16 protein-coding genes are annotated in these 19632 nt (G+C 40.4%); 10 read left to right on the top strand and 6 right to left on the bottom strand.

What is annotated here, in order from left to right; genetic code table 11:
* Positions 1-65 precede the first annotated feature (65 nt).
* The 3 genes from acs to VOI46_RS12560 all read left to right on the top strand — a co-directional run bounded on the left by acs (position 66) and on the right by VOI46_RS12560 (position 4632).
* Positions 66-2006 carry an acetate--CoA ligase gene (gene acs, locus VOI46_RS12570; RefSeq protein ID WP_004586196.1) on the top strand — a complete coding sequence of 647 codons (1941 nt, stop codon included), beginning with the start codon at positions 66-68 and terminating at the stop codon, positions 2004-2006.
* Between the two features lie 104 nt (positions 2007-2110).
* Positions 2111-2761: a response regulator transcription factor gene (locus VOI46_RS12565; protein WP_282337607.1), complete on the top strand. Its 651-nt coding sequence runs from the start codon at positions 2111-2113 to the stop codon at positions 2759-2761.
* 275 nt (positions 2762-3036) lie between these two features.
* Positions 3037-4632 (top strand): AbgT family transporter, encoded by a 1596-nt coding sequence (locus VOI46_RS12560; protein ID WP_004586198.1) that lies wholly within the window; start codon positions 3037-3039, stop codon positions 4630-4632.
* Positions 4633-4941: 309 nt separating this feature from the next.
* Here VOI46_RS12560 and purU read toward each other — a convergent pair whose 3' ends face one another.
* Together purU and VOI46_RS12550 are read right to left on the bottom strand one after the other, a co-directional pair.
* Entirely contained in the window at positions 4942-5772 is an 831-nt protein-coding gene (gene purU / locus VOI46_RS12555) for a formyltetrahydrofolate deformylase (RefSeq protein WP_004586199.1), read from the bottom strand.
* A gap of 297 nt (positions 5773-6069) precedes the next feature.
* Entirely contained in the window at positions 6070-7956 is a 1887-nt protein-coding gene (locus tag VOI46_RS12550) for a hypothetical protein (protein WP_004586200.1), read from the bottom strand.
* Positions 7957-8299: 343 nt separating this feature from the next.
* Between VOI46_RS12550 and VOI46_RS12545 the strand changes: the two genes are divergently transcribed.
* The 3 genes from VOI46_RS12545 (at position 8300) to VOI46_RS12535 (ending at position 11822) form a co-directional block, all read left to right on the top strand.
* Positions 8300-9277, top strand: coding sequence for a DNA topoisomerase IB (locus VOI46_RS12545; protein ID WP_004586201.1), 978 nt, complete (start codon positions 8300-8302; stop codon positions 9275-9277).
* Positions 9278-9488: 211 nt separating this feature from the next.
* On the top strand, positions 9489-10805 hold the full coding sequence (locus VOI46_RS12540; RefSeq protein ID WP_004586202.1) for a L,D-transpeptidase family protein: 1317 nt from the start codon (positions 9489-9491) through the stop codon (positions 10803-10805).
* Positions 10806-10820: 15 nt separating this feature from the next.
* Positions 10821-11822, top strand: coding sequence for a D-Ala-D-Ala carboxypeptidase family metallohydrolase (locus VOI46_RS12535; RefSeq protein WP_004586203.1), 1002 nt, complete (start codon positions 10821-10823; stop codon positions 11820-11822).
* Positions 11823-11951: 129 nt separating this feature from the next.
* Here VOI46_RS12535 and VOI46_RS12530 read toward each other — a convergent pair whose 3' ends face one another.
* A complete protein-coding gene (locus tag VOI46_RS12530; protein ID WP_004586204.1) occupies positions 11952-12254 on the bottom strand; it encodes a hypothetical protein in 303 nt (100 codons plus the stop codon).
* 377 nt (positions 12255-12631) lie between these two features.
* On the opposite strand from VOI46_RS12530, the gene VOI46_RS12525 reads away from it, so the two are divergent.
* The 4 genes from VOI46_RS12525 (at position 12632) to VOI46_RS12510 (ending at position 17589) form a co-directional block, all read left to right on the top strand.
* The gene (locus VOI46_RS12525) at positions 12632-14299 is read left to right on the top strand and encodes a methyl-accepting chemotaxis protein (RefSeq protein WP_004586205.1); all 1668 of its coding nucleotides are present in this window, start codon (positions 12632-12634) and stop codon (positions 14297-14299) included.
* A gap of 309 nt (positions 14300-14608) precedes the next feature.
* A complete protein-coding gene (locus VOI46_RS12520; RefSeq protein ID WP_039972129.1) occupies positions 14609-15070 on the top strand; it encodes a MarR family transcriptional regulator in 462 nt (153 codons plus the stop codon).
* A gap of 146 nt (positions 15071-15216) precedes the next feature.
* A complete protein-coding gene (locus VOI46_RS12515) occupies positions 15217-15966 on the top strand; it encodes a hypothetical protein (RefSeq protein WP_004586207.1) in 750 nt (249 codons plus the stop codon).
* 270 nt (positions 15967-16236) lie between these two features.
* On the top strand, positions 16237-17589 hold the full coding sequence (locus VOI46_RS12510) for a magnesium transporter (protein WP_004586208.1): 1353 nt from the start codon (positions 16237-16239) through the stop codon (positions 17587-17589).
* 42 nt (positions 17590-17631) lie between these two features.
* Here VOI46_RS12510 and VOI46_RS12505 read toward each other — a convergent pair whose 3' ends face one another.
* From VOI46_RS12505 to VOI46_RS12495, 3 genes are read right to left on the bottom strand one after another with little or no spacing between them, the layout of a single operon-like run.
* Positions 17632-18465, bottom strand: coding sequence for a mechanosensitive ion channel domain-containing protein (locus tag VOI46_RS12505; protein ID WP_004586209.1), 834 nt, complete (start codon positions 18463-18465; stop codon positions 17632-17634).
* Positions 18466-18502: 37 nt separating this feature from the next.
* Complete coding sequence (locus tag VOI46_RS12500; RefSeq protein ID WP_004586210.1) at positions 18503-19222, bottom strand: LrgB family protein; 720 nt, start codon at positions 19220-19222, stop codon at positions 18503-18505.
* A complete protein-coding gene (locus VOI46_RS12495; protein WP_004586211.1) occupies positions 19215-19568 on the bottom strand; it encodes a CidA/LrgA family protein in 354 nt (117 codons plus the stop codon). The genes VOI46_RS12500 and VOI46_RS12495 overlap by 8 nt, the downstream gene beginning before the upstream one ends.
* Positions 19569-19632 lie beyond the last annotated feature (64 nt).

Raw genomic sequence — 19632 nt, 5'->3', positions numbered from 1 at the left:
AATACTTAATAAAGTACTGCTGAGTAATCCTTTAATCATGGCAAGTTATAAAAATGGAGACTGAGATGTCACAAAGTATCTATCCTGTTCCTGCACATATTGAAAAAACGACGTTAGTTAATAACGAAAAATATAATACACTCTACAAACAGTCGATTGATGACCCACAAGGGTTTTGGCGTGAACATGGCCAGCGCTTAGATTGGTTTACTCCGTATACTAAAGTAAAAAACACCTCATTTGATAAAGGCCATATCGATATAAAATGGTACGAAGATGGCGTTTTAAATGCCTCTTATAACTGTATTGACCGCCATTTAAAAACCAAAGCCGATAAAGTTGCGCTTATTTGGGAAGGAGACAACCCAAACCAAAGTGAAAACATTACCTACCAACAATTACATGATGAAGTGGCGCGCTTTGCCAATGGTTTAAAAAAACTGGGCGTACAAAAAGGTGACCGAGTTGCTATTTATATGCCGATGACGCCGCAAGCCATTTACGCCATGCAGGCCTGTGCACGTATAGGTGCTATTCACTCGGTTGTATTTGGTGGTTTTTCTCCCTCTGCCATTGCAGATCGAATTAAAGACTCTGGCGCTAAAGTGGTGATCACATCCGATGAAGGCCGCCGAGCTGGTAATTGTGTTCCTTTAAAAGCGAATGTTGATGAAGCCGTAGCACAAGAGTCGGTGACAAGCATTGAACACGTTATTGTACATCAGCTAACCGGTGGCGAAGTTGATTGGAACGAGCACGATATTTGGTGGCATGAGCTTGTAGCCGACCATCCGGCGCAGTGCGAACCGGAGCCAATGAATGCAGAAGATCCACTCTTTATTTTATATACTTCGGGCTCTACTGGCCAACCAAAAGGGGTTGTGCATACTACAGGGGGTTACTTAGTTTACTCATCAATGACCCACGAATACGTATTTGATTTACAAGAGGACGACGTATATTGGTGTAGCGCCGATGTAGGTTGGATCACCGGCCACAGCTATATTGCTTATGGCCCATTGGTTAATGGCTGTACGCAAGTGGTATTTGAAGGCGTGCCTACTTACCCAACCGCAGGGCGCATGGGTGAGGTGATTGATAAGCACGGCGTAACCATTTTATACACTGCACCAACCGCTATTCGAGCGTTAATGGCTAAAGGCGATGAGCCAACCGCGTCATCTAATCGTCAAAGTTTACGCATTTTAGGCTCGGTGGGTGAACCCATCAACCCTGAAGCATGGACGTGGTATTACGAAAATATTGGTAATGCTAATTGCCCAATCGTAGATACGTGGTGGCAAACCGAAACGGGCGGCATTATGATCACCCCACTGCCTGGTGCCACCCAAACTAAGCCAGGTTCAGCAACGCATCCGTTTTTTGGTATTGCGCCGGCTCTATTTGATGCAGAGGGTAATACACTAGAAGGTGCCGTTGACGGTAATTTAGTGATATTAGATAGCTGGCCTTCACAAGCGCGTACTGTTTATGGCGACCACGAACGTTTTGAACAAACCTATTTTAGTGCTTACCCCGGTGTTTACTTTACAGGTGACGGCTGTCGTCGTGATGAAGATGGCTATTACTGGATCACAGGGCGTGTTGATGACGTGCTTAATGTATCAGGGCATCGCTTAGGTACCGCTGAAATAGAAAGCGCGCTGGTTGCTCACGAAGCTGTAGCAGAGGCCGCCGTAGTAGGTTATCCGCATGATATTAAAGGCCAAGGTATTTATGTTTACATTACGCCCAATGAAGGCGTTACTGTAAGTGATGAGCTGACAACTCAAGTCCGTAATTGGGTACGTAAAGAGCTAAGCCCAATAGCTTCCCCTGATATGATTCAATGGTCGCCAGGCTTACCAAAAACGCGTTCAGGTAAGATTATGCGTCGAATTTTACGTAAAATAGCCGCAAATGAACACCAACAGCTAGGGGATACATCAACACTTGCAGACCCAACCGTGGTAGATGAGCTCATAGAAAACCGATTAAATCGTTAAATGCGCGTTAAAAACTTGATTACAAGTTGATTCTAAACGTAGTATATCGGCTGTCAGTAAGTACTTTATACCTTATTGGCAGCCGAATTTATTAGGAGCGAACCATGAGTCAGTTTTTAATAGCGGATGATCATCCGTTATTTCGCGAGGCACTAAAAGGAGCATTAAGTGCTAAGTTTGACGATTTAGAGGTATTTGAATCATCAGATTTTGACAGCACACTGCAAGTACTTAGCGAACAAGAAGATCTTGATATATTACTGCTAGATTTACATATGCCAGGTAATGGCGATTTATATGGCCTGATCCGTATTCGCGAAGACTACCCAAGCTTACCCATAGCGGTTGTCTCAGGAAGTGAAGACATAAACATAGTGTCTAAGGTAATGGGTTATGGCGCAATAGGCTTTATTCCTAAGTCATCATCTTCAGATGATATTGCTAATGCTATAAACCAAATACTAGAAGGCGATACATGGCTTCCAAAAGAGTTAAAAAATAAAGTAGCCGAAATAGAAGGAGAAGACAGAGAAATTGCCGCGCAGGTTGCATCGTTAACGCCGCAGCAATATCGTGTATTGCAATACCTTCATGAAGGGTTACTAAACAAACAAATAGCCTACGAACTACATATTTCTGAGGCAACAGTCAAAGCACACATTACTGCAATTTTTAGAAAACTTGGCGTTTATAACCGTACTCAAGCCGTTCTTATTGCAGCTAAACTACAACTAGAACCAATAGAGCAAGCTTAAAATATTAAAAGCGCGAAAATCTGTTTATCGTTTAGGCAAAGCCGTGCCTAGCTAATGAGCTTATTGCCTGTTTATAGGTGATAAGCGCTTACAAATACCAGATATTCGCTGCTCTGGGTGATATGGCAAGACTGAATAAACTTCAATCCACAAAAGCCAATACACTCAAGCAGCGCTTTTTAAACTTAAAACCTACACGTCATTTACCTTTTATACATGATCTCTTTTGCAAACAATGCTAGGTTAGCGCAATTTTGTAATTTATAGAGCCAAGTATGACAGACTCCACACACTCACCTAATAATCAACCTAAAGACAATAATGGCTTATTTAATCGCTTTTTAGCAACCGTTGAGTTCTTAGGAAATATGCTTCCTCATCCCATTACTTTATTTGCGATATTTGCAGTTTCAATTGTGCTAATAAGTGGTATTGCCGATTGGTTTGGGCTAAGCGCAATTGACCCAAGACCGATTGGGGCAGCAGGGCGTGCGCCTGATGGAGTAATTGAAGTTGTTAGTTTACTCAGTGCTGAGGGGCTACAGCGTATTATGACTGGCTTGGTTACTAACTTTACCGGTTTTGCGCCTTTAGGCACTGTTTTAGTGGCACTACTTGGGGTAAGTGTTGCAGAGCATTCAGGGCTACTCTCTGCTGCTATGCGAGGCATGGTTATGGGCGCGTCAAAGCGTTTAGTTACCTTTATGGTGGTGTTTGCGGCCATAATGTCTAACACAGCTTCTGAGCTTGGCTATGTGGTGTTAATTCCGCTTGCAGCCATGATATTTCATAGTTTGGGGCGCCACCCTTTAGCTGGCTTAGCGGCTGCTTTTGCCGGTGTTTCTGGCGGCTATAGCGCTAATTTACTACTTGGCACAATAGACCCATTATTAGCAGGTATAACTACGCCTGCAGCGCAAATGATTGACCCAACGTACGAGGTTGGCGCCGAGGCTAACTGGTATTTCATGATGATATCAGTATTACTTATTGCCGCACTGGGTACACTCGTAACAGAAAAAATAGTAGAGCCGCGTTTAGGTAAATATAACCCCGATGAAGCCAGTATCGACTTGTCACAAAATAATATTGATACACTTACCGCGTTAGAAAAAACCGGTCTAAAATGGGCGGGTGTTGCTCTATTAGTGGTGCTGTCGTTATTTGCTTGGACGATTATTCCTGCCGATGGTATTTTACGCCACCCAGAAACAGGCCAAGTGGCAGGCTCGCCTTTTTTAAAAGGAATAGTCGCAATTATATTTGTAACTTTTAGTGTGCCAGGCTTTGTTTACGGGCGTGTTGTTGGCAGCATGAAAAACGATAAAGACATTATTAACGCAATGAGCAAAAGCATGAGCTCAATGGGTTTATATATAGTATTAGTATTTTTTGCAGCCCAGTTTGTGGCCTTTTTTAAATGGACTAATTTAGGCACTATTTTGGCAATTAATGGTGCAGCACTATTACAAGTGTTAAACCTTACTGGCCCAGAAGTGTTTGTATTGTTTATATTAATGTGTGCAATGGTTAACTTGAGTTTAGGCTCGTCATCGGCGCAGTGGGCGATTACAGCCCCTATTTTTGTGCCTATGCTTATGCTTATTGGTTACGCGCCAGAAACCATTCAAGCGGCGTATCGTATTGGTGACTCTGTGACTAACTTAATCACCCCAATGATGAGCTATTTTGGCTTAATTTTAGCGGTGGCAGTTAAATATAAAAAAGACATGGGTATAGGAACGTTAGTGGCCACCATGCTGCCATACAGTATTGTGTTTTTTATCGGTTGGGTCATTTTATTTTACGTATGGGTGTTTGCTTTAGGCTTGCCAGTAGGACCTGAGTCACCTATTTATTATACACCTTAATGGTGGATGCCAATTTACAATTAATTACGGTGTCGGATAAAACACAGCTACAGCTAATATCTGACTCTAATTAAGCTGTTAGGCATAAAAAAGCCAGCATAAGGGGAGAGCCCTGTTGCTGGCTTTATAGTATGTAAAAAGGGGTCTTATACCAATCCGCAATAATACTTAATCATTTTCAGGGGCTAAACGTGTCGCTATCTGCGTAAAAAAATTCTCATTTAGAGCAACTAAATAGCGAATTTTTTGCCTTGCTATCAACACGTTTATCCATCCTCAAAATAGATCACTTAATTATGCGGAATGGTATTAGCTAAATACCACGGTTTTATTACCGTTAATAAATAGTTTGTGTTCAGAAGCTAGTTGTAAGGCTTTACTAAACACGGTTTTTTCTACGTCTTTACCCATTTTAGCCATCATTTCAGCGGTGTTAGCGTGCGTTACGCTGGTGACGTCTTGTAAAATAATAGGGCCTTCATCTAGCTCATTATTTACAAAGTGAGCCGTAGCACCAATAACTTTTACGCCGCGCTCAAATGCTTGATGATACGGTTTAGCGCCAATAAATGCCGGTAAAAACGAGTGGTGAATATTAATAATTTTGTTCTCAAAGCGACCCACAAATTCAGGGCTTAGTATGCGCATGTATTTTGCTAAGCCAATAATGTCAGGGTTATAAGAGGCAATTAAATCACCTACTTTTTCATCATGCTCGGCGCGACTTAGGCCTACGTGCGAAACAACATGAAAAGGCACATCAAAGCCTTTTGCTAATGGCTCTAAATCTGGGTAGTTGGCAATCACAGCTAATACTTCAATATTTAACGCTTGCTCAAACTGTTTAAGTAATACAGACCCTAAGCAATGTGCTTCTTTTGTTGCAAGCAGTACCACTTTAGTTTTTGTATCATCATGTAGAGCAAGTTGTGCACCCTCAGGTAATAAAGCGCGTAATTGCGATAAAAAGTCACTTTGTGGCTCGCCGGTTAGTTCAGTGCGCATAAAAAAGCGCTTGGCGTCTTTATCTACAAATTCGTTATTACGTGTAATATTTAAATTGTGCGCGTGGCAAAGCCCTGTAATTTTGGCAATTAGGCCTACATCGTCGGCACATTGGGTGGTTAGTATATAGCTCATTTTCCTCATTCTTACCCAGTTTATAATTGCTTCATTATTTGGTTTTTAACGCATAAAGCAAGGGGTTTATGCGTAAATTTAGAATTAATCGGTCAAATAGGTATAAATGATTCAATAAAGTGAAGGACAATTAAAAATACGTTAATAATAAGGCAGATAAACACCATAAATTTTAACAAGCTGGTATTTAAAAAAGGTTTAGCGGTAAGTATTTAGTGCGCGCACAGTTTGTAACCTAGTTGCCTAGATTACAAACCGCGGCGCAGTTTAGTTTTTACAAATATAGCAAAGCGATTATTAAGCTTTAGGCTCTGGTGTTAAGTTCTCTTCTTGCCTTAGGTAACCAGCGGCCTCTTCATCCTCTTTTGTTATTGCTTGCTGAGTAGGTATTGCACGGGTTTGTTGGTTTAATTGATGTATTTGCGATGCATTGCCTAAATCGCGCTCACTGGTAATGGAGGCAATCGATTCGCGGTCTTTTAGAAAGGCAATTACGTCATTTTTAATGGCTTGTAATTGACCTTCATCTTTGTGCATTTCCATTATATGGCGAGGATGCTCAAGGTTTTTCATACCGGTGGCAGCAAACGTGCTCGTAATAACACGAGAGACAATGACCCATGGCGTGATACTGCTGCGCACTAAGGTGTTTTCTGAGCGAGTGCTGTCGTGAATACCTGTACCCGTTGAAATTTTAGATTCGGTAAATGTACCTTCGCACTTAAAGTACACAAGTAATGATTCAAACTGCATTTCGGCAAAAAATAAATGAGCACAGTTAGCCAGTAAACGAGCAAAGGCTTTAATAATCACTGCTATTATTAAAATATGAACACTGCTCATTAGTAAGCTACTAAACTGTATAACGTTTTGATTATTAAACGCTTGCTGTAAATTATTAATATTAGCGCTATCTATGTAGTAATAAATATCTATTAATGAATAGGCTAACAACACCGTTAATGCTAACGCCACAATATAAAGTAAATTAGCACTGATTAGCGCAATTAATCTGGCTAGGGTAAAGTTTTTACCTAGCTCCATAGCATGTAGTTTAGGCTGAACCTCTTGAATCATTTCGCCTTTAAAACCGCCTTTACCCTCTATTTGCTCTTGCAATTTTGGGTCTAGCTCGCGGTAAACTCTATTAGGCACTTCTTTGTAGCGTCTATTTGCCATGACAAGATTATCAAGGTTTATAAATACTTCATCAGGGTGAACAGACTCTTGCCAGTTTTCACGTAATTCTGACACTTCGGCGGTAGGGGTCACTGCGTTTAAGCGTGCTTTGATCATTGTAAATACTAATGCGCAGCTTAACGTTGCTAATATAATAATGGCAATGAGGTATATGCCAGCATGCAAGTTTGGCAGTTGTGCCATCCACGCGTCTATTTCTTGTTTGCTGATATGTTGCTCTTGCATTAGCCACGACATAGAAAGGCCAATAACAATAGGCAAAATAAACGACAACGAAATAATTTTAGCTAATGTACCGCCTCCCAGTGCTTCAATGTTTCTTTCAGCATTGCGAGAGATAGGTTTGCTACTTGAGCGCCAAGAAAAAAGCACATAAAACATTAAAATAGCACTGTAAACCGGAAAGGCCAATTCGCCAGCTTCCCCAGTAAAGCCCGACAGCGAAACAAACGCTACAAGCCCATAAGCAACTAAAGCAACAAGCGTGCTCACCCATGAGCCAAATAATCGCTGCGCTACATTTCGAATTGGGTAAGGTAAAAATAATAGTTTGGGAATTAAGCTGTGTAACAAACGAGATAAAAATCCGTTAGGCTCTTTAAAGGTACTGTTTTTACGACCAACCAGCATTTCTTCGAGTGATTGGGCGTTATAGGCTACTTCTTTTTTTTCTTCTTGCGCGGTAGAGCTCTCAGACTTACTAAAATTATACGCAAGCGATGTAGGGTGGTTTCTACCTACAAAGTATTTTAAGGTGGCATAAATACCTGACGATAAAGAGCGAATACCCAGCGCTAAAATAAACATGCCAAATAGCATTAAAATCCAGCCTGCGGTGGTACTTTCTTTCACCGAGCTTGCAGCTATAACAAGTAAACTTACGCCTGCTACCGACTCAATAATACCTCTTAGCGCGGTTACTTTACCTTCCAACTTAAAGGGATTTTTTAACCCAAGATCAATAGAACCATAATCAAATGCCATTGTATGCTCCTTGTAAACAGCACATTATTTAAGGGGGGTTACCAGTTTTGCAATAATACTTAATCATTTGCGGGACCAAACCTAGTGTTAGCTATGTTTTTCCGGGCTCAAATAGACTAATTAATTAAGCGAGTTGGTATTATTATCCGTGTATATTTTGGCCAAAACGAGCATAGCTAAACGATACCAATAGGTGCAGTTTATATACTTAAGCAGGTAATTAACTAAACGGATTTTTATATTATTGTTCAATTTTTGATTATATATCAATAACGTTGTTCAGTTTAAGGTTATTTTACAGTGATACATTTATTGATGGTGGTTTAAGTTGCTAGGAGCATAAATGAAACTAATCTACGTCGATGATAATTTACCCGGTATAACCCGTAAGCGTAAAAACAAAACGTGGCTGTACTTTGACCCAATAGGAAAGCAAATCACCGATCAAAAAGTGATTGATCGTTTAAATGCGTTAGCGTTTCCGCCCGCCTACAAAAATGCTTGGTTTTGCCCTGAAGAAAATGGCCATATTTTAGCAACCGGGGTAGATAGTAAAGGTCGTAAGCAATACCGCTACCATGAAGATTTTAGAGCTCAACAAGAGGCGAAAAAATACCAAGCCTGTGGGGTGTTTGGCAATAAGCTGCCATTACTGCGTGCCCGTTTAGAAAACGATTTACAAGGGGATGAGCTCAGCGTAGAGCGCACATTAGCTGCGGTAGTTAGGCTTATGGACTTAGGTGCATTGCGGGTAGGTAACGAGCGAAATGTAAAGCAAAACAAAAGTTTTGGCGCCACAACCCTGCGCAATCGCCATGCTAAGCTTACGGGTAAAAATATACAGCTACGGTATCGGGCTAAATCGGGCAAAGAGCGCGAGGTAAACATAACCGACAGAGTGCTTAGCCATGTAATTAAAGACCTACAAGATTTACCCGGTCAGCATTTGTTTCAATATATAAGCGATGGAGAGCGCACAAACGTAACCTCTAGTGAAATTAACCAGTATATTCAACAAATAATGGGTGAGGACTTTAGCGCTAAGCACTTTAGAACCTGGCGAGCCAGTGTTATTGCCTTTAAGCAACTTGTAAAAGCAAAAGGCGCACTTAGTTTAAAAAGTATGCTCGAGAGCGTGTCTGAGCAGCTAGGTAACACGCCCGCTATTGCACGTAAATCGTATGTTCACCCGGATTTAATTGCCTTGTGTAAAGAGGATGAACAAACCCAAACAGCGTGGCGAGAGTCGCTTTCTTTACCGCGAAAAACAAAATACTTGAGTCGTTATGAACGTGGCTTTTTAGCCTTTTTAAAAGACTAATTGCTATAGCAACTTTACACACTACAGCAACCAAATTACATAATTGCGTAGTTGAAGTGTTTTTTAATCAGCATGTGAAAGTTTAAAAAGTTATTAAATTTCAAAGTGTTGTGTTTTTATTTTATTTTGGCACCTGCATTGCACCTTCAAATTACTGTTAAGCAGTAAGTACAAAAGCATTTATCAATGATATTTAGCGAGGAGGTACAAAGTGAAGGGGTTATTTTCAAAGGCATTGTCTACAAAGGTAAAGCACATTACGTTACACGCTACGCTCGCAGGCTGCGTTAGCGCCATGCTAACAGGGCAAGCGCTAGGCAGTGCAGATCTTGAAAGTGTGGCACTTGCCAACTCTTCATTGACCACTTACAACTCGCAACAACAATTGCAAAATGGCGATTATTATTTTGATCAAAATGCAGCACAGTTAATAGCGCGCACCGAAAAAGCAATTAACTGGTACACAGAAATAGTTAACAGTGGCGGGTTTACCCCTTTATACACTAATGAGTTGCTTGAACTTGGCAGCACTAGTAAAGCGGTGAGTCAGTTGGCGCTGCGTTTGTATCAAGAGCGTGACTTAACCAGCAATGTATGTGACACCGCAATGTGCACATTTGATAAAACCATAGAGCAGGCTGTGCAACAGTTTCAGCGTCGCCACGGTTTAAAGGTTGATGGGCGAGTAGGAAAGCGCACCTTAGCTAAGCTTAATGTACCCGCTAAGAAAAAATTGGCTAAATTAAAGCTTAACTTTTACCGCATAACTAACTTCGCAGGCTCAAGTGATTCGCAGTATGTGTATGTAAACATACCTGAGTACACATTGCGCTATGTAAAAGCAGGTGAAGTAAAACTACAAAATAACGTTATTGTGGGTAAGCCGAGTTGGGAAACACCTGCCTTTAGTGACGAAATCGAAAAATTTGTAGTAAACCCTGAGTGGCGCATACCAACCTCTATTGCAACCAAAGAAATAGCACCAAAGGTGGCAAAAGATCCTCAGTACCTTGCTAAAAATAATATCGAAGTTAGAAAAAGCAGCTACCTAGATTCTAAAACAGTTAACCCCAGTAATATTGATTGGCAGGCTATTAAGCCCTATCAGTTTGATCATTTTTTAGTTAAGCGTGCAGGGGATGAAAACCCACTTGGCGAAGTGAAATATCTGTTTCCAAATCCTGAAGCCATTTATGTTCACGATACTCCAGCAAAGCAGCGTTTTAACCAAGCGCAGCGTGCGTTATCACATGGCTGTATAAGGGTTGAAGAGCCATTTTCATTGGCGCGTGAAATAATTAAGCACCAAGGTGAAGAGCGCACCCTTAAGCAAGTGGATAAAGCCAGAGATACTGATACCACTCAAACCTTTTATTTAAATGAGCCCTTACCTATTCATTTGGTGTATTGGACGGCGTGGGTTGATGAAGACTTGCTCGTTAATTTTAGAGACGATATTTATCAACATGACGCAAAAGCATTACTTAAAAACGAAGATCAGTCAGTCATTGCTGCATTGATAAAATAGACTATGAGAGGATTTATGCCGTTTATACCACGTATTTTAGGCTGCATATTAGCGCTTTGCGTAAGCGTAGGTAGTTATGCCGCCGAGCCCGTGAAAAAAGCACACCCAAGCGTTGATATTCAAAATAAAGCAAATTTTGAAGATGCAGAGTTTAGCCTAAAAATTAACGACATAGTAATGCCGTATTCGGTGTTTTCTGTATTTGTGATGCCTAATGAGGCAGTTGAATTTGAAGTGCTTTACGCACAATCAAAACGATCCTATTCATTTATTAATAACCATAGCAACGCCACCTTAACGGATACAAACCGCTGGCAGTGGCAGGCGCCTAAAAAGCCTGGCTTAACACGGGTAATTATTGAATCCCCCGACAAAAAGCAACGTATGACAATTAATGTGTTTGTTAAAGTACCTGCAGATGAAGTACAAGGTGGAAAGCTTAAATATTACCACATTGGCCATTACCCAACGCCCTCACAAATTAAAGATAGTAAGCATTACATAGTGCCCGATGGTTTTGTAAAGGTGACCCCAGAGAACGAAAATATAAAAATATCACCGCATTTTTCTCTTAAAGAATTTGTGAGTAAGCAACGAAGTAAGCACCCTAAATACTTATTTTTACAAAATAAGTTGTTACTTAAACTTGAAAAAATACGCAAAGAGCTGATTTTAGAAAACATACCGGTTAAAAATATGGTGGTAATGAGCGGTTACCGCACCCCTTATTACAACAAAGCCATTGGTAACGTAAAGCTTAGCCGCCATGTGTTTGGCGACGCTGCCGATATATTTATAGATAACGATGGCGACTACCGTATGGATGATATAAACAACGACGGCAAGCACTCTATTGGCGATGCACAAGCTATGGCTGGTATAGTGGAGTCGCTCGCTAAGCGAGAATCATTTAAAGGCTTACTTGGCGGTTTAGGTGTTTACGGGCCAAAATCGCATCGCGGTGCATTTATACATGTTGATACGCGTGGTTTTAAAGCGCGCTGGGTGAGTAAGTAATTGCAGCTGCATCATCATTTAGTATAAAGCCAAACTAGTTATGTCTAACTATGCTAATGATTAGCTAAGCTAAGTAAGGGGAGTTTCCTTGGCTTTTTATACTCTTTGTTTTAGCAGCATTTTATATACTTACTGCGCTAGCCTTTTTTGTTTAAGGCTGAGGCGCTTATGTGAGCTATAAACATGATGTATATCATCGGCTTTAACAAGGTATGCATCAATTTCTACAGAAATCAGTCCTGATAATGGTTTTATTTCTAGTGTGCCAATATCCTCAAGGTTTGCAGATAACAAAGCTTTGTTGCCAAAGGCAAAAAGCGTTTTATTACACTCGCGCAAGTCACCATTTACATATAACTTAATGCCACCAAACCAATAATTAATTATTTTAATTTTGTTTGATTTGACCGTGAATTCAAACGACTTTCTCATTCATAGATCCTATTATAAAAAGCGTGGAATATCAGGCTAATTTTATACGAAAACCGTTATGCTACTGCAGCATAAAAGTTTCGTACTCAAGCTCTTCAAATTGTTTTGATAAAACCCTAGGTTATTAAATCTGATTTTATAGATAAAAATAGTTAGCATTAGACTAATGTAGCGCCATTTGTATGTTCAAAGATTTATATAAAAATTATAATATATCTTATAATGCCATTAACTTGGTAACACTTCACTTCTATCAAAACTATATGTGGGCGTTAATATTATATCCATATAGTGGGTTTAACCTTATTAAACCTGTTCTATAAGTATTTATTAAAGTTACTAAATTTAATGCTTTACGCATTTACACCGGAGAGTTAATGAGTAACTTAAGCTTGAGAAATAAACTTTTACTACTGGCTATTTTACCGTTGAGCTTGTTATTAATTAGCTTAATGGCCAGCTCGTACTATTTAGAATCACAAAACCAGCAACAAAATTTTGAAACAATTAAATCTAAACTCATTAAAGACAAACACACGCTACTTGCCACCGAAGTGGAAATAGCAAGCAAGTTGGTACGCCATCAGTTAGATAACGGATCAACACAAAGTGTTAAAAATGTTCTTAGGGAGCTTACTTTTGGTGACGACGGTTACTTTTTTATTTACGACACACGCGGCGTTAGTGTGTTCCATGCCTTATTAGGAAGTGCTATTGAAGGGCAAAATAAAATAGGGATGACAGACCCAAATGGTAAAAAAATAATTGTTGGATTATTAGAGCAAGCACGTAGAGGTGGCGGGGCATTTAATTACCATTTTCAAAAGCCAAATACCAACGGGTTAGTAGAGAAAATAGGGTATGCCGTAATGATACCAGGTACCGATTGGATGATTGGTACGGGTGCCTATATGGATGATATACAAACAGAGCTTGCAAATTATAAACAAACTATGCAATCGCATACTCGCGAAAAAATAACCACCTTGTTATTAATTGCCTTATTTTGGGTTGTGGTTAGCGTAGTGGGCGCACTTTTAGCGTCTAACGCTATGGTTAAACCTATCCAAATAATGGGCCAAAGCTTAGATGATATTGCTAAAGGTGAAGGCGACTTAACAAAACGCCTAGCTATACATACGCACGATGAAATAGGGCAGTTGGGCGAATCGTTTAATGTATTTGTTAGCAAGCTGCAAAGCATTATAAGTAATGTGGCTGATGTTACTAATGATGTAAAAAATGCCTCAAGCGATATCAATTCGCAAACAAAACTGTTTGAAAATAAACTGCTTAATCATAACCACGAAACGGATTTAGTTGCCACAGCGATTACCGAAATGTCGGCCACCTCTCACGAAGTGGCTAAAAATACCACGCAAGTTGCTGAGTCTACTCATTCGGCAACGCTAGAAGTGGCAAAAGCGCAAGAGTGCGTAGATATTTCACTAAGTGAAGTTTCCAACCTTATGGGCGAAATTAACCTAGCTGCTGATCAGGTAAACTCTTTAAGTGAGCAATCTAAAAAAATAGACAGTGTACTTAGTGTAATAGGTGGCATTGCCGAGCAAACTAATTTGCTTGCACTTAACGCCGCCATAGAAGCAGCACGTGCCGGCGAGCAGGGTCGGGGTTTTGCCGTGGTGGCTGATGAAGTAAGGAGCTTAGCGAGTCGTACGCAACTTAGTACCCATGAAATTAGTGAAATGCTAAGTGAATTACATAACTTAGTGGGCGCCGCGGTAGATGCCATGCAGGCGAGCCAAGCAAGTTGTAATCGCTCAGTTGAGTCATCGCGCGATATATCGCAAAGTTTAGGTGCTGTGACTACGTCGGTTACCACCATTAACGACATGAGTACGCAAATTGCAACCGCTGCAACAGAGCAAAGCTCAGTGACAGAAGAGATAAACCGTAATGTGTTTGCCATTCAAGAAATTGTTAATGAACTAACCCAAGCAAGTAAAGCCACCACTGAGGTTAGCCAGCATTTAGCAGGGCGCGGTGAAAACTTAGGACAATTAATAGGGCAGTTTAAGGTTTAAAACGGCATTACATAAACCACTACTAGCCGCAACTTATATTGCGGCTTTTTATTTTAAATGCAAAATGGTTTAGGGCCTGTTTACTTTTTGAGGTTGAATTTTTAGCAAGGTACCTTTACTTGGTAAAGCTGTGCTTATATTTTAAGGTTGCTGCAAAGGCATAGGCTTATTAACGCCAAACATGTCAGACCCTAGCTAGAACAAATTTTTATTTTTGAAAGTACGCTAACCCTAGGGAATTTTATTAATTATGTGTAGTCTATTACACGCATTTTGAATAAACAGAGTAACCCTTATATGCAACAAAGTATGCCTTCAATACAAAACGCCGACCCCGAAACGCTCGTAGCAGAGCAAGACCTAGGCCGGTTGATATCGTTTTTACGTTCAAAAATTGCCACACACATTGATGCCCAACTCGATTGTATGGACTTAACCTCTGCGCAATATATTGTGGTGGTGCTATTAGCGCGTGGCTCAGTAAACACATTAGCCGGACTGAGCGATCATATGGTGTACGATAAAGGCGCGATGAGCCGTTTGTTAAAGCGTTTAGAAGAAAAAGACTTAATTGAAAAAACACAATGTGAGTTTGATAAGCGCTCTACACTTTTAAGTTTAAGTGATAAAGGTAAAGCGCTTTATCCGCAAATAATGCCCTTAGTAAATCAAGTGTACGAAAAAGCACTTAGCGGTTTTTCTGAAAATGAAAAACACAGCGTTATGGACTTACTAAACCGAGCAATAAACAACCTAGATACACCTTCATAAATCTCTAAAAAAGATTATCAACAATTTAGCGATACTGTTTCAATAAAAACTTAGCCTGCTAAGTACTAGATCTAATTGTGCGGCAAATCCAACTTTGCTAATATGGTTGCCTAGGCAATTAAAGTCATCATCTTGTTAGGTTTGTTATGATTGAAAATAAGTTGTTATCACAATTACAGCAGCAGTTTCCTGAACATGTATTTATGCAACAGTATTTAAGTGTTGTTCATAAAGGGCGTTTTGCGAACGCAATTGTATACAGGTACAAAGATGATACGTTTGACTTAATAGTAAAAGACTTTAGCCAAAGCCCGTGGTTTATTCGTAAAACCTTTGCCAAGCTTTCTGTAAATCAAGAATTTAAAGGGTTGAGCCGCTTAGCACAGCTTGATGCAGTTGCTAATCGGTTTAGCCGTTTATCGCCGATAGCGGTGGCGTATGACTACATAGAAGGCACGCCGCTTAGAAGCTTAATACACCAGGGTGAGACGTTGCCTGTTGAATTTTTTATTGAGCTTGAACGCCAAGTTGCAAAAATGCACCGCCTAGGCATTGTGCATTTAGATTTACGTAATATGGGCAATATATTATGTGGTAGCGATGGCAAGCCTTATATCATTGATTTTCAGTCAACCATTAGCTTTTCGCGCTTTTCGCGTTGGTTGCAACGTTTTATGCGCGGCTCTGACATGTCGGGCGTATATAAAGCGTGGGATAAGCTAAGTAGTACACCTTTGCCGCGTGCTAAGCAGCAGTATTTGCAGCGTTTTAACCATGTTCGTAAACGCTGGATATTTAAAGGCTACCCAATACAACGTGCATATGCATGGGGTGCTGCAATGGTCACGCAGTTTGTGGACTCTGACCTAATACGTAACTTAACCGATAGATTTTAATTCCCCTTTTTCATTGTGTGACTTTGCCCATAACAGCTTAGCGTTATGGGCTTTTTTTTTGGCTAAAAATAAGGCCAATAATTTCTTTTTTAATTTTTAAAATAAACAGTAGTATCGCTGGTGTTTTTGCCCCTACAATGCGCAAAAGTAATGAGCGCAGTTTCAACCATCAAAGCTTAAAGCGTCTTAATAAGTTTAGGTTTTTTCTGCAATTTTTTATTGTTCAAGTAAACTATAAGCAATGTGCATTTTTAAATTTAAGGTTTCAAGATGATTGAGTATCCAGTCGACCAACTACCGCAGCTAATAAACGATTTATTACAATGCGAAACACACACGCAAAAAAGCCAGCTTTTAGCCGATGCACAGCTTAATTTATCTACTGAACACCTATCGCTACTTTTTGAGGCCATCCCAAAAGAACAGCGTCTAGAAATTTGGCAGCTATTAGATAAAGACACGCAGCATGAAATATTTGTCACCCTGAGCGATGACAGCTGCTTATGGTTACTACAAACCTTAGATGATAGCGAGGCATACGCGCTATTAGATGAAGTGAATGTTGAAGAATTACTTGAGCTTGAAGAGGTTATTCCTGAACGCTTTGTTGATTATGCTAAAAAGCAACTCGATGAAGTACAAACGAAACAATATGATCTTGCTCAGCAGTATCCGCCTGAGCAATTAGGTCACTGGGTTGGTTTCGACTTTCTAAAAATAACTGAAAAAGCAACAATTGCAGGCGTTAAAAAATTACTGCATAAAGGTTTGCCACAATACAGCGAAGTTGTGTATTTAGTTAGCCGCCAAGGCAGCCTAATAGGTGAACTTGCAGTAAATGATTTAATAAAAGCCGATGAAGGCGATAACCTATTGGCGCTGGCAAACTATGATTTTTCATCATTACATGCAGATGATGATTTATACGAAGCGGCAGAAGTGGTTATTCACAGTGAAAAAATGGCCATGCCGGTGGTTAATACCGATAACAAATTAGTCGGGCGTTTAACCATTAGCTCGGCATACGAACTACGCCAAGAAATTGCCGACGAAGCTGCGGCCAAAGCTGGTGGTTTACGCGAAGACGAAGACCTGTTTGCCAGTGTAAGAAAAAGTGCTAAAAACCGGGGAATTTGGCTGGGTATAAATTTAGCCACTGCGTTTTTAGCATCTTGGTTTATTGGCTTATTTGGCGCAACAATAGAGCAAGTTGTGGCATTGGCGGTACTTATGCCTGTGGTGGCCTCTATGGGCGGAATCGCCGGGAGTCAAACTTTAACGGTAATAGTGCGCGGTTTAGCGCTTGGCCAGGTAACCGACTCTAACCGCAATGCACTTTTAAAAAAGGAGCTACGGGTGGGTGCGGTGAACGGCTTAGTGTGGGCATTAGTGATTGGCGCGCTCACCTTTGTTTGGTTTAGCGACATAATGCTAAGCATTACAATTACCGTTGCTATATTGCTTAACTTAGTGGCTGCGTCGTTAGCTGGGGTTGTTATACCGTCTATTTTAGACAAAATGAAAATAGACCCTGCGCTTTCTGGCTCGGTAATATTAACCACGGTTACCGATATAGTTGGGTTTGTGACCTTTTTAGGGTTAGGCAGTTTATTACTGCTTTAAGCTATAAAACAACAAAGCCGCATTAAGCGGCTTTGTTTTTTATTAAGAAAGGTCGCGTTCTTTAATAGTAACCACCCGCTGCGGAAAGGGTATTTCTATCTCAGCGCTATTAATGGCTTTATAAACGCCTGCGTTAATAGCAAGCTTGGTTTCTATTATTTTGGTTGTAGGCACCCAATAGCGATAACTAATGGTTACGCCGCTATCGGCAAAGCGCTCTATGCCTACTTGAGAAATAGGGTTTTGAGCCACCTGATCATGAGCCTTTAACACTTCTTCAATAAGGCTAACAGCGGTATCAGCGCAGGCAGTATAGGCTATGTCTATTTCTCCTTTAACTAACGAGTAACTAAACGAGTTGTGAATAATTTCACCCACTATGTGCTTGTTAGGAATAGTGATTTCTACTTTTTCTTCATCAATTAAAATGGTGTAACCCAGCTCAATTGTTTTTACTTGGCCGCTGACCCCTTTTACTTCAATGGTATCGCCTACCACAAAAGGGCGCGTGGCAATAATAGCAAGGCCAGCGCCATAGTTTGAAAGCATTCCTTGTAAGGCTAAACCCGCACCTAGAGAGGCTGCACCTATAGCCGCTACAAAGGGGGTAACACTAATGCCTATTTTGCCAAGCGCTATCACTACAACCATCACAATAAGCAATACTTTTACCACGTTACTGACAAAGCTGGTAAGCGTGATATCGATGTTGTGACGAGCCATCAATTTAGCGACTAAATTTGAGAGTTTTTTAGCCACCCACAAACCTAGTATAAGAATAAAAACGGCACCCACAATTTGCATGCTGTAGGTAACTAAATACTCAGTGAGCATGGTGTAGTATTTTTCAAATTGTTCTATTTCAGAACTGATCATAGTGGGCTCTTTATATTGCGTAATTATTTTTTGCTAACTATAGCAAAGTGTTGACTAAAAAAGGATATAGCACGGGGACTATTATGGCGGTTAATAATGCGCTTAAAGCCATAGCAACCGAGGAAAACGCGCCTATTTTTGGGTGCTCGTCCAGTGCTGCTGCGGTGCCTATAGCATGGCACGCAGTTCCCATTGCTATTCCTTGAGCTTGGTGGTTATTAACACCTACCCACTTAATGAGCATTAACCCAAAGAGTGCACCTAGTAAGCCAATAAATATAACTAATGCTGCGGCAAGAGAGCTAATCCCCCCTAAAGACTCAGTAACTATTAATGAAATAGGCGTAGTTACACTTAATGCAGCTACGGAGGCGCTTAAATTGGCGGGTACATCAAATAAAATACTTAAAATAAAAGCCACCACAGTGGCGTTAATAATACCTAAGCTACAGGTGCTTACTATTAACAGTAGATTTTTTCTTACATGTATAAACTGCTGATACAAAGGTAAGGCCAGTGCCACTATAGCAGGCTCTAATAGCCAACTAAGTAGTTGGCTATGCCTAGAAAAATCAGCATAAGGTAATTTTAAATTAACAAGCACTAAGGCAATAATCGCAATACTTAAAAACACCGGGTTGGTGAGCGACTTTACTATGCTGTGCTGCCAGTGTTTATTAAACGCTCTTAATAATAAAAACAGCAACATAATAGCGGGAGTTGTTAAGTACCATAGCGTAAGGTGCAGCTCAGTCATTGTTATTTTTACCTTTAACATAGCCAACAACGCTGCTTACCAGTAAAAGCGTACTGGCAGGGACGAGCAAAATAACCAAAACCAAATAGGGCCAATGCAGCTTAATAAGTGCAATGTGCTCGATAAATCCTACCCCCGCGGGTATAAAAAATATTGGCATAATATTTAAAATAGGAGAGGCCGAGGGTTTAATATGGTGCTCTTTCACTACACCTAACAGTAATAAACTCAGTAAAATAACCATGCCAAGGAGCGGTGCAGGGAAGCTGCCACCAATTAAGTGCATTATTAATTTAGCACACCCTAAGCACAGTAAAATAATTGCACTGCTAAGCAAGTACTTCATGATAATGGCTCATTAATATAGAAAGAAATTAACGTTAGCAAATACGCACTATTATTAAATGCTA

Origin of the sequence: Pseudoalteromonas sp. CuT4-3 (genome assembly GCF_035666335.1) — a bacterium.
GTDB lineage: Bacteria > Pseudomonadota > Gammaproteobacteria > Enterobacterales > Alteromonadaceae > Pseudoalteromonas > Pseudoalteromonas atlantica.
Note: the sequence above shows the minus strand (reverse complement) of the source record. Positions and strands in the feature narration are given on the sequence as shown.

Coding starts and splice junctions, on each gene's coding strand:
- acs (WP_004586196.1), top strand. CDS start 66: ATGTCACAAAGTATCTATCCTGTTCCTGCACATATTGAAAAAACGACG.
- VOI46_RS12565 (WP_282337607.1), top strand. CDS start 2,111: ATGAGTCAGTTTTTAATAGCGGATGATCATCCGTTATTTCGCGAGGCA.
- VOI46_RS12560 (WP_004586198.1), top strand. CDS start 3,037: ATGACAGACTCCACACACTCACCTAATAATCAACCTAAAGACAATAAT.
- purU (WP_004586199.1), bottom strand. CDS start 5,772: ATGAGCTATATACTAACCACCCAATGTGCCGACGATGTAGGCCTAATT.
- VOI46_RS12550 (WP_004586200.1), bottom strand. CDS start 7,956: ATGGCATTTGATTATGGTTCTATTGATCTTGGGTTAAAAAATCCCTTT.
- VOI46_RS12545 (WP_004586201.1), top strand. CDS start 8,300: ATGAAACTAATCTACGTCGATGATAATTTACCCGGTATAACCCGTAAG.
- VOI46_RS12535 (WP_004586203.1), top strand. CDS start 10,821: ATGCCGTTTATACCACGTATTTTAGGCTGCATATTAGCGCTTTGCGTA.
- VOI46_RS12530 (WP_004586204.1), bottom strand. CDS start 12,254: ATGAGAAAGTCGTTTGAATTCACGGTCAAATCAAACAAAATTAAAATA.
- VOI46_RS12525 (WP_004586205.1), top strand. CDS start 12,632: ATGAGTAACTTAAGCTTGAGAAATAAACTTTTACTACTGGCTATTTTA.
- VOI46_RS12520 (WP_039972129.1), top strand. CDS start 14,609: ATGCCTTCAATACAAAACGCCGACCCCGAAACGCTCGTAGCAGAGCAA.
- VOI46_RS12515 (WP_004586207.1), top strand. CDS start 15,217: ATGATTGAAAATAAGTTGTTATCACAATTACAGCAGCAGTTTCCTGAA.
- VOI46_RS12510 (WP_004586208.1), top strand. CDS start 16,237: ATGATTGAGTATCCAGTCGACCAACTACCGCAGCTAATAAACGATTTA.
- VOI46_RS12505 (WP_004586209.1), bottom strand. CDS start 18,465: ATGATCAGTTCTGAAATAGAACAATTTGAAAAATACTACACCATGCTC.
- VOI46_RS12500 (WP_004586210.1), bottom strand. CDS start 19,222: ATGACTGAGCTGCACCTTACGCTATGGTACTTAACAACTCCCGCTATT.
- VOI46_RS12495 (WP_004586211.1), bottom strand. CDS start 19,568: ATGAAGTACTTGCTTAGCAGTGCAATTATTTTACTGTGCTTAGGGTGT.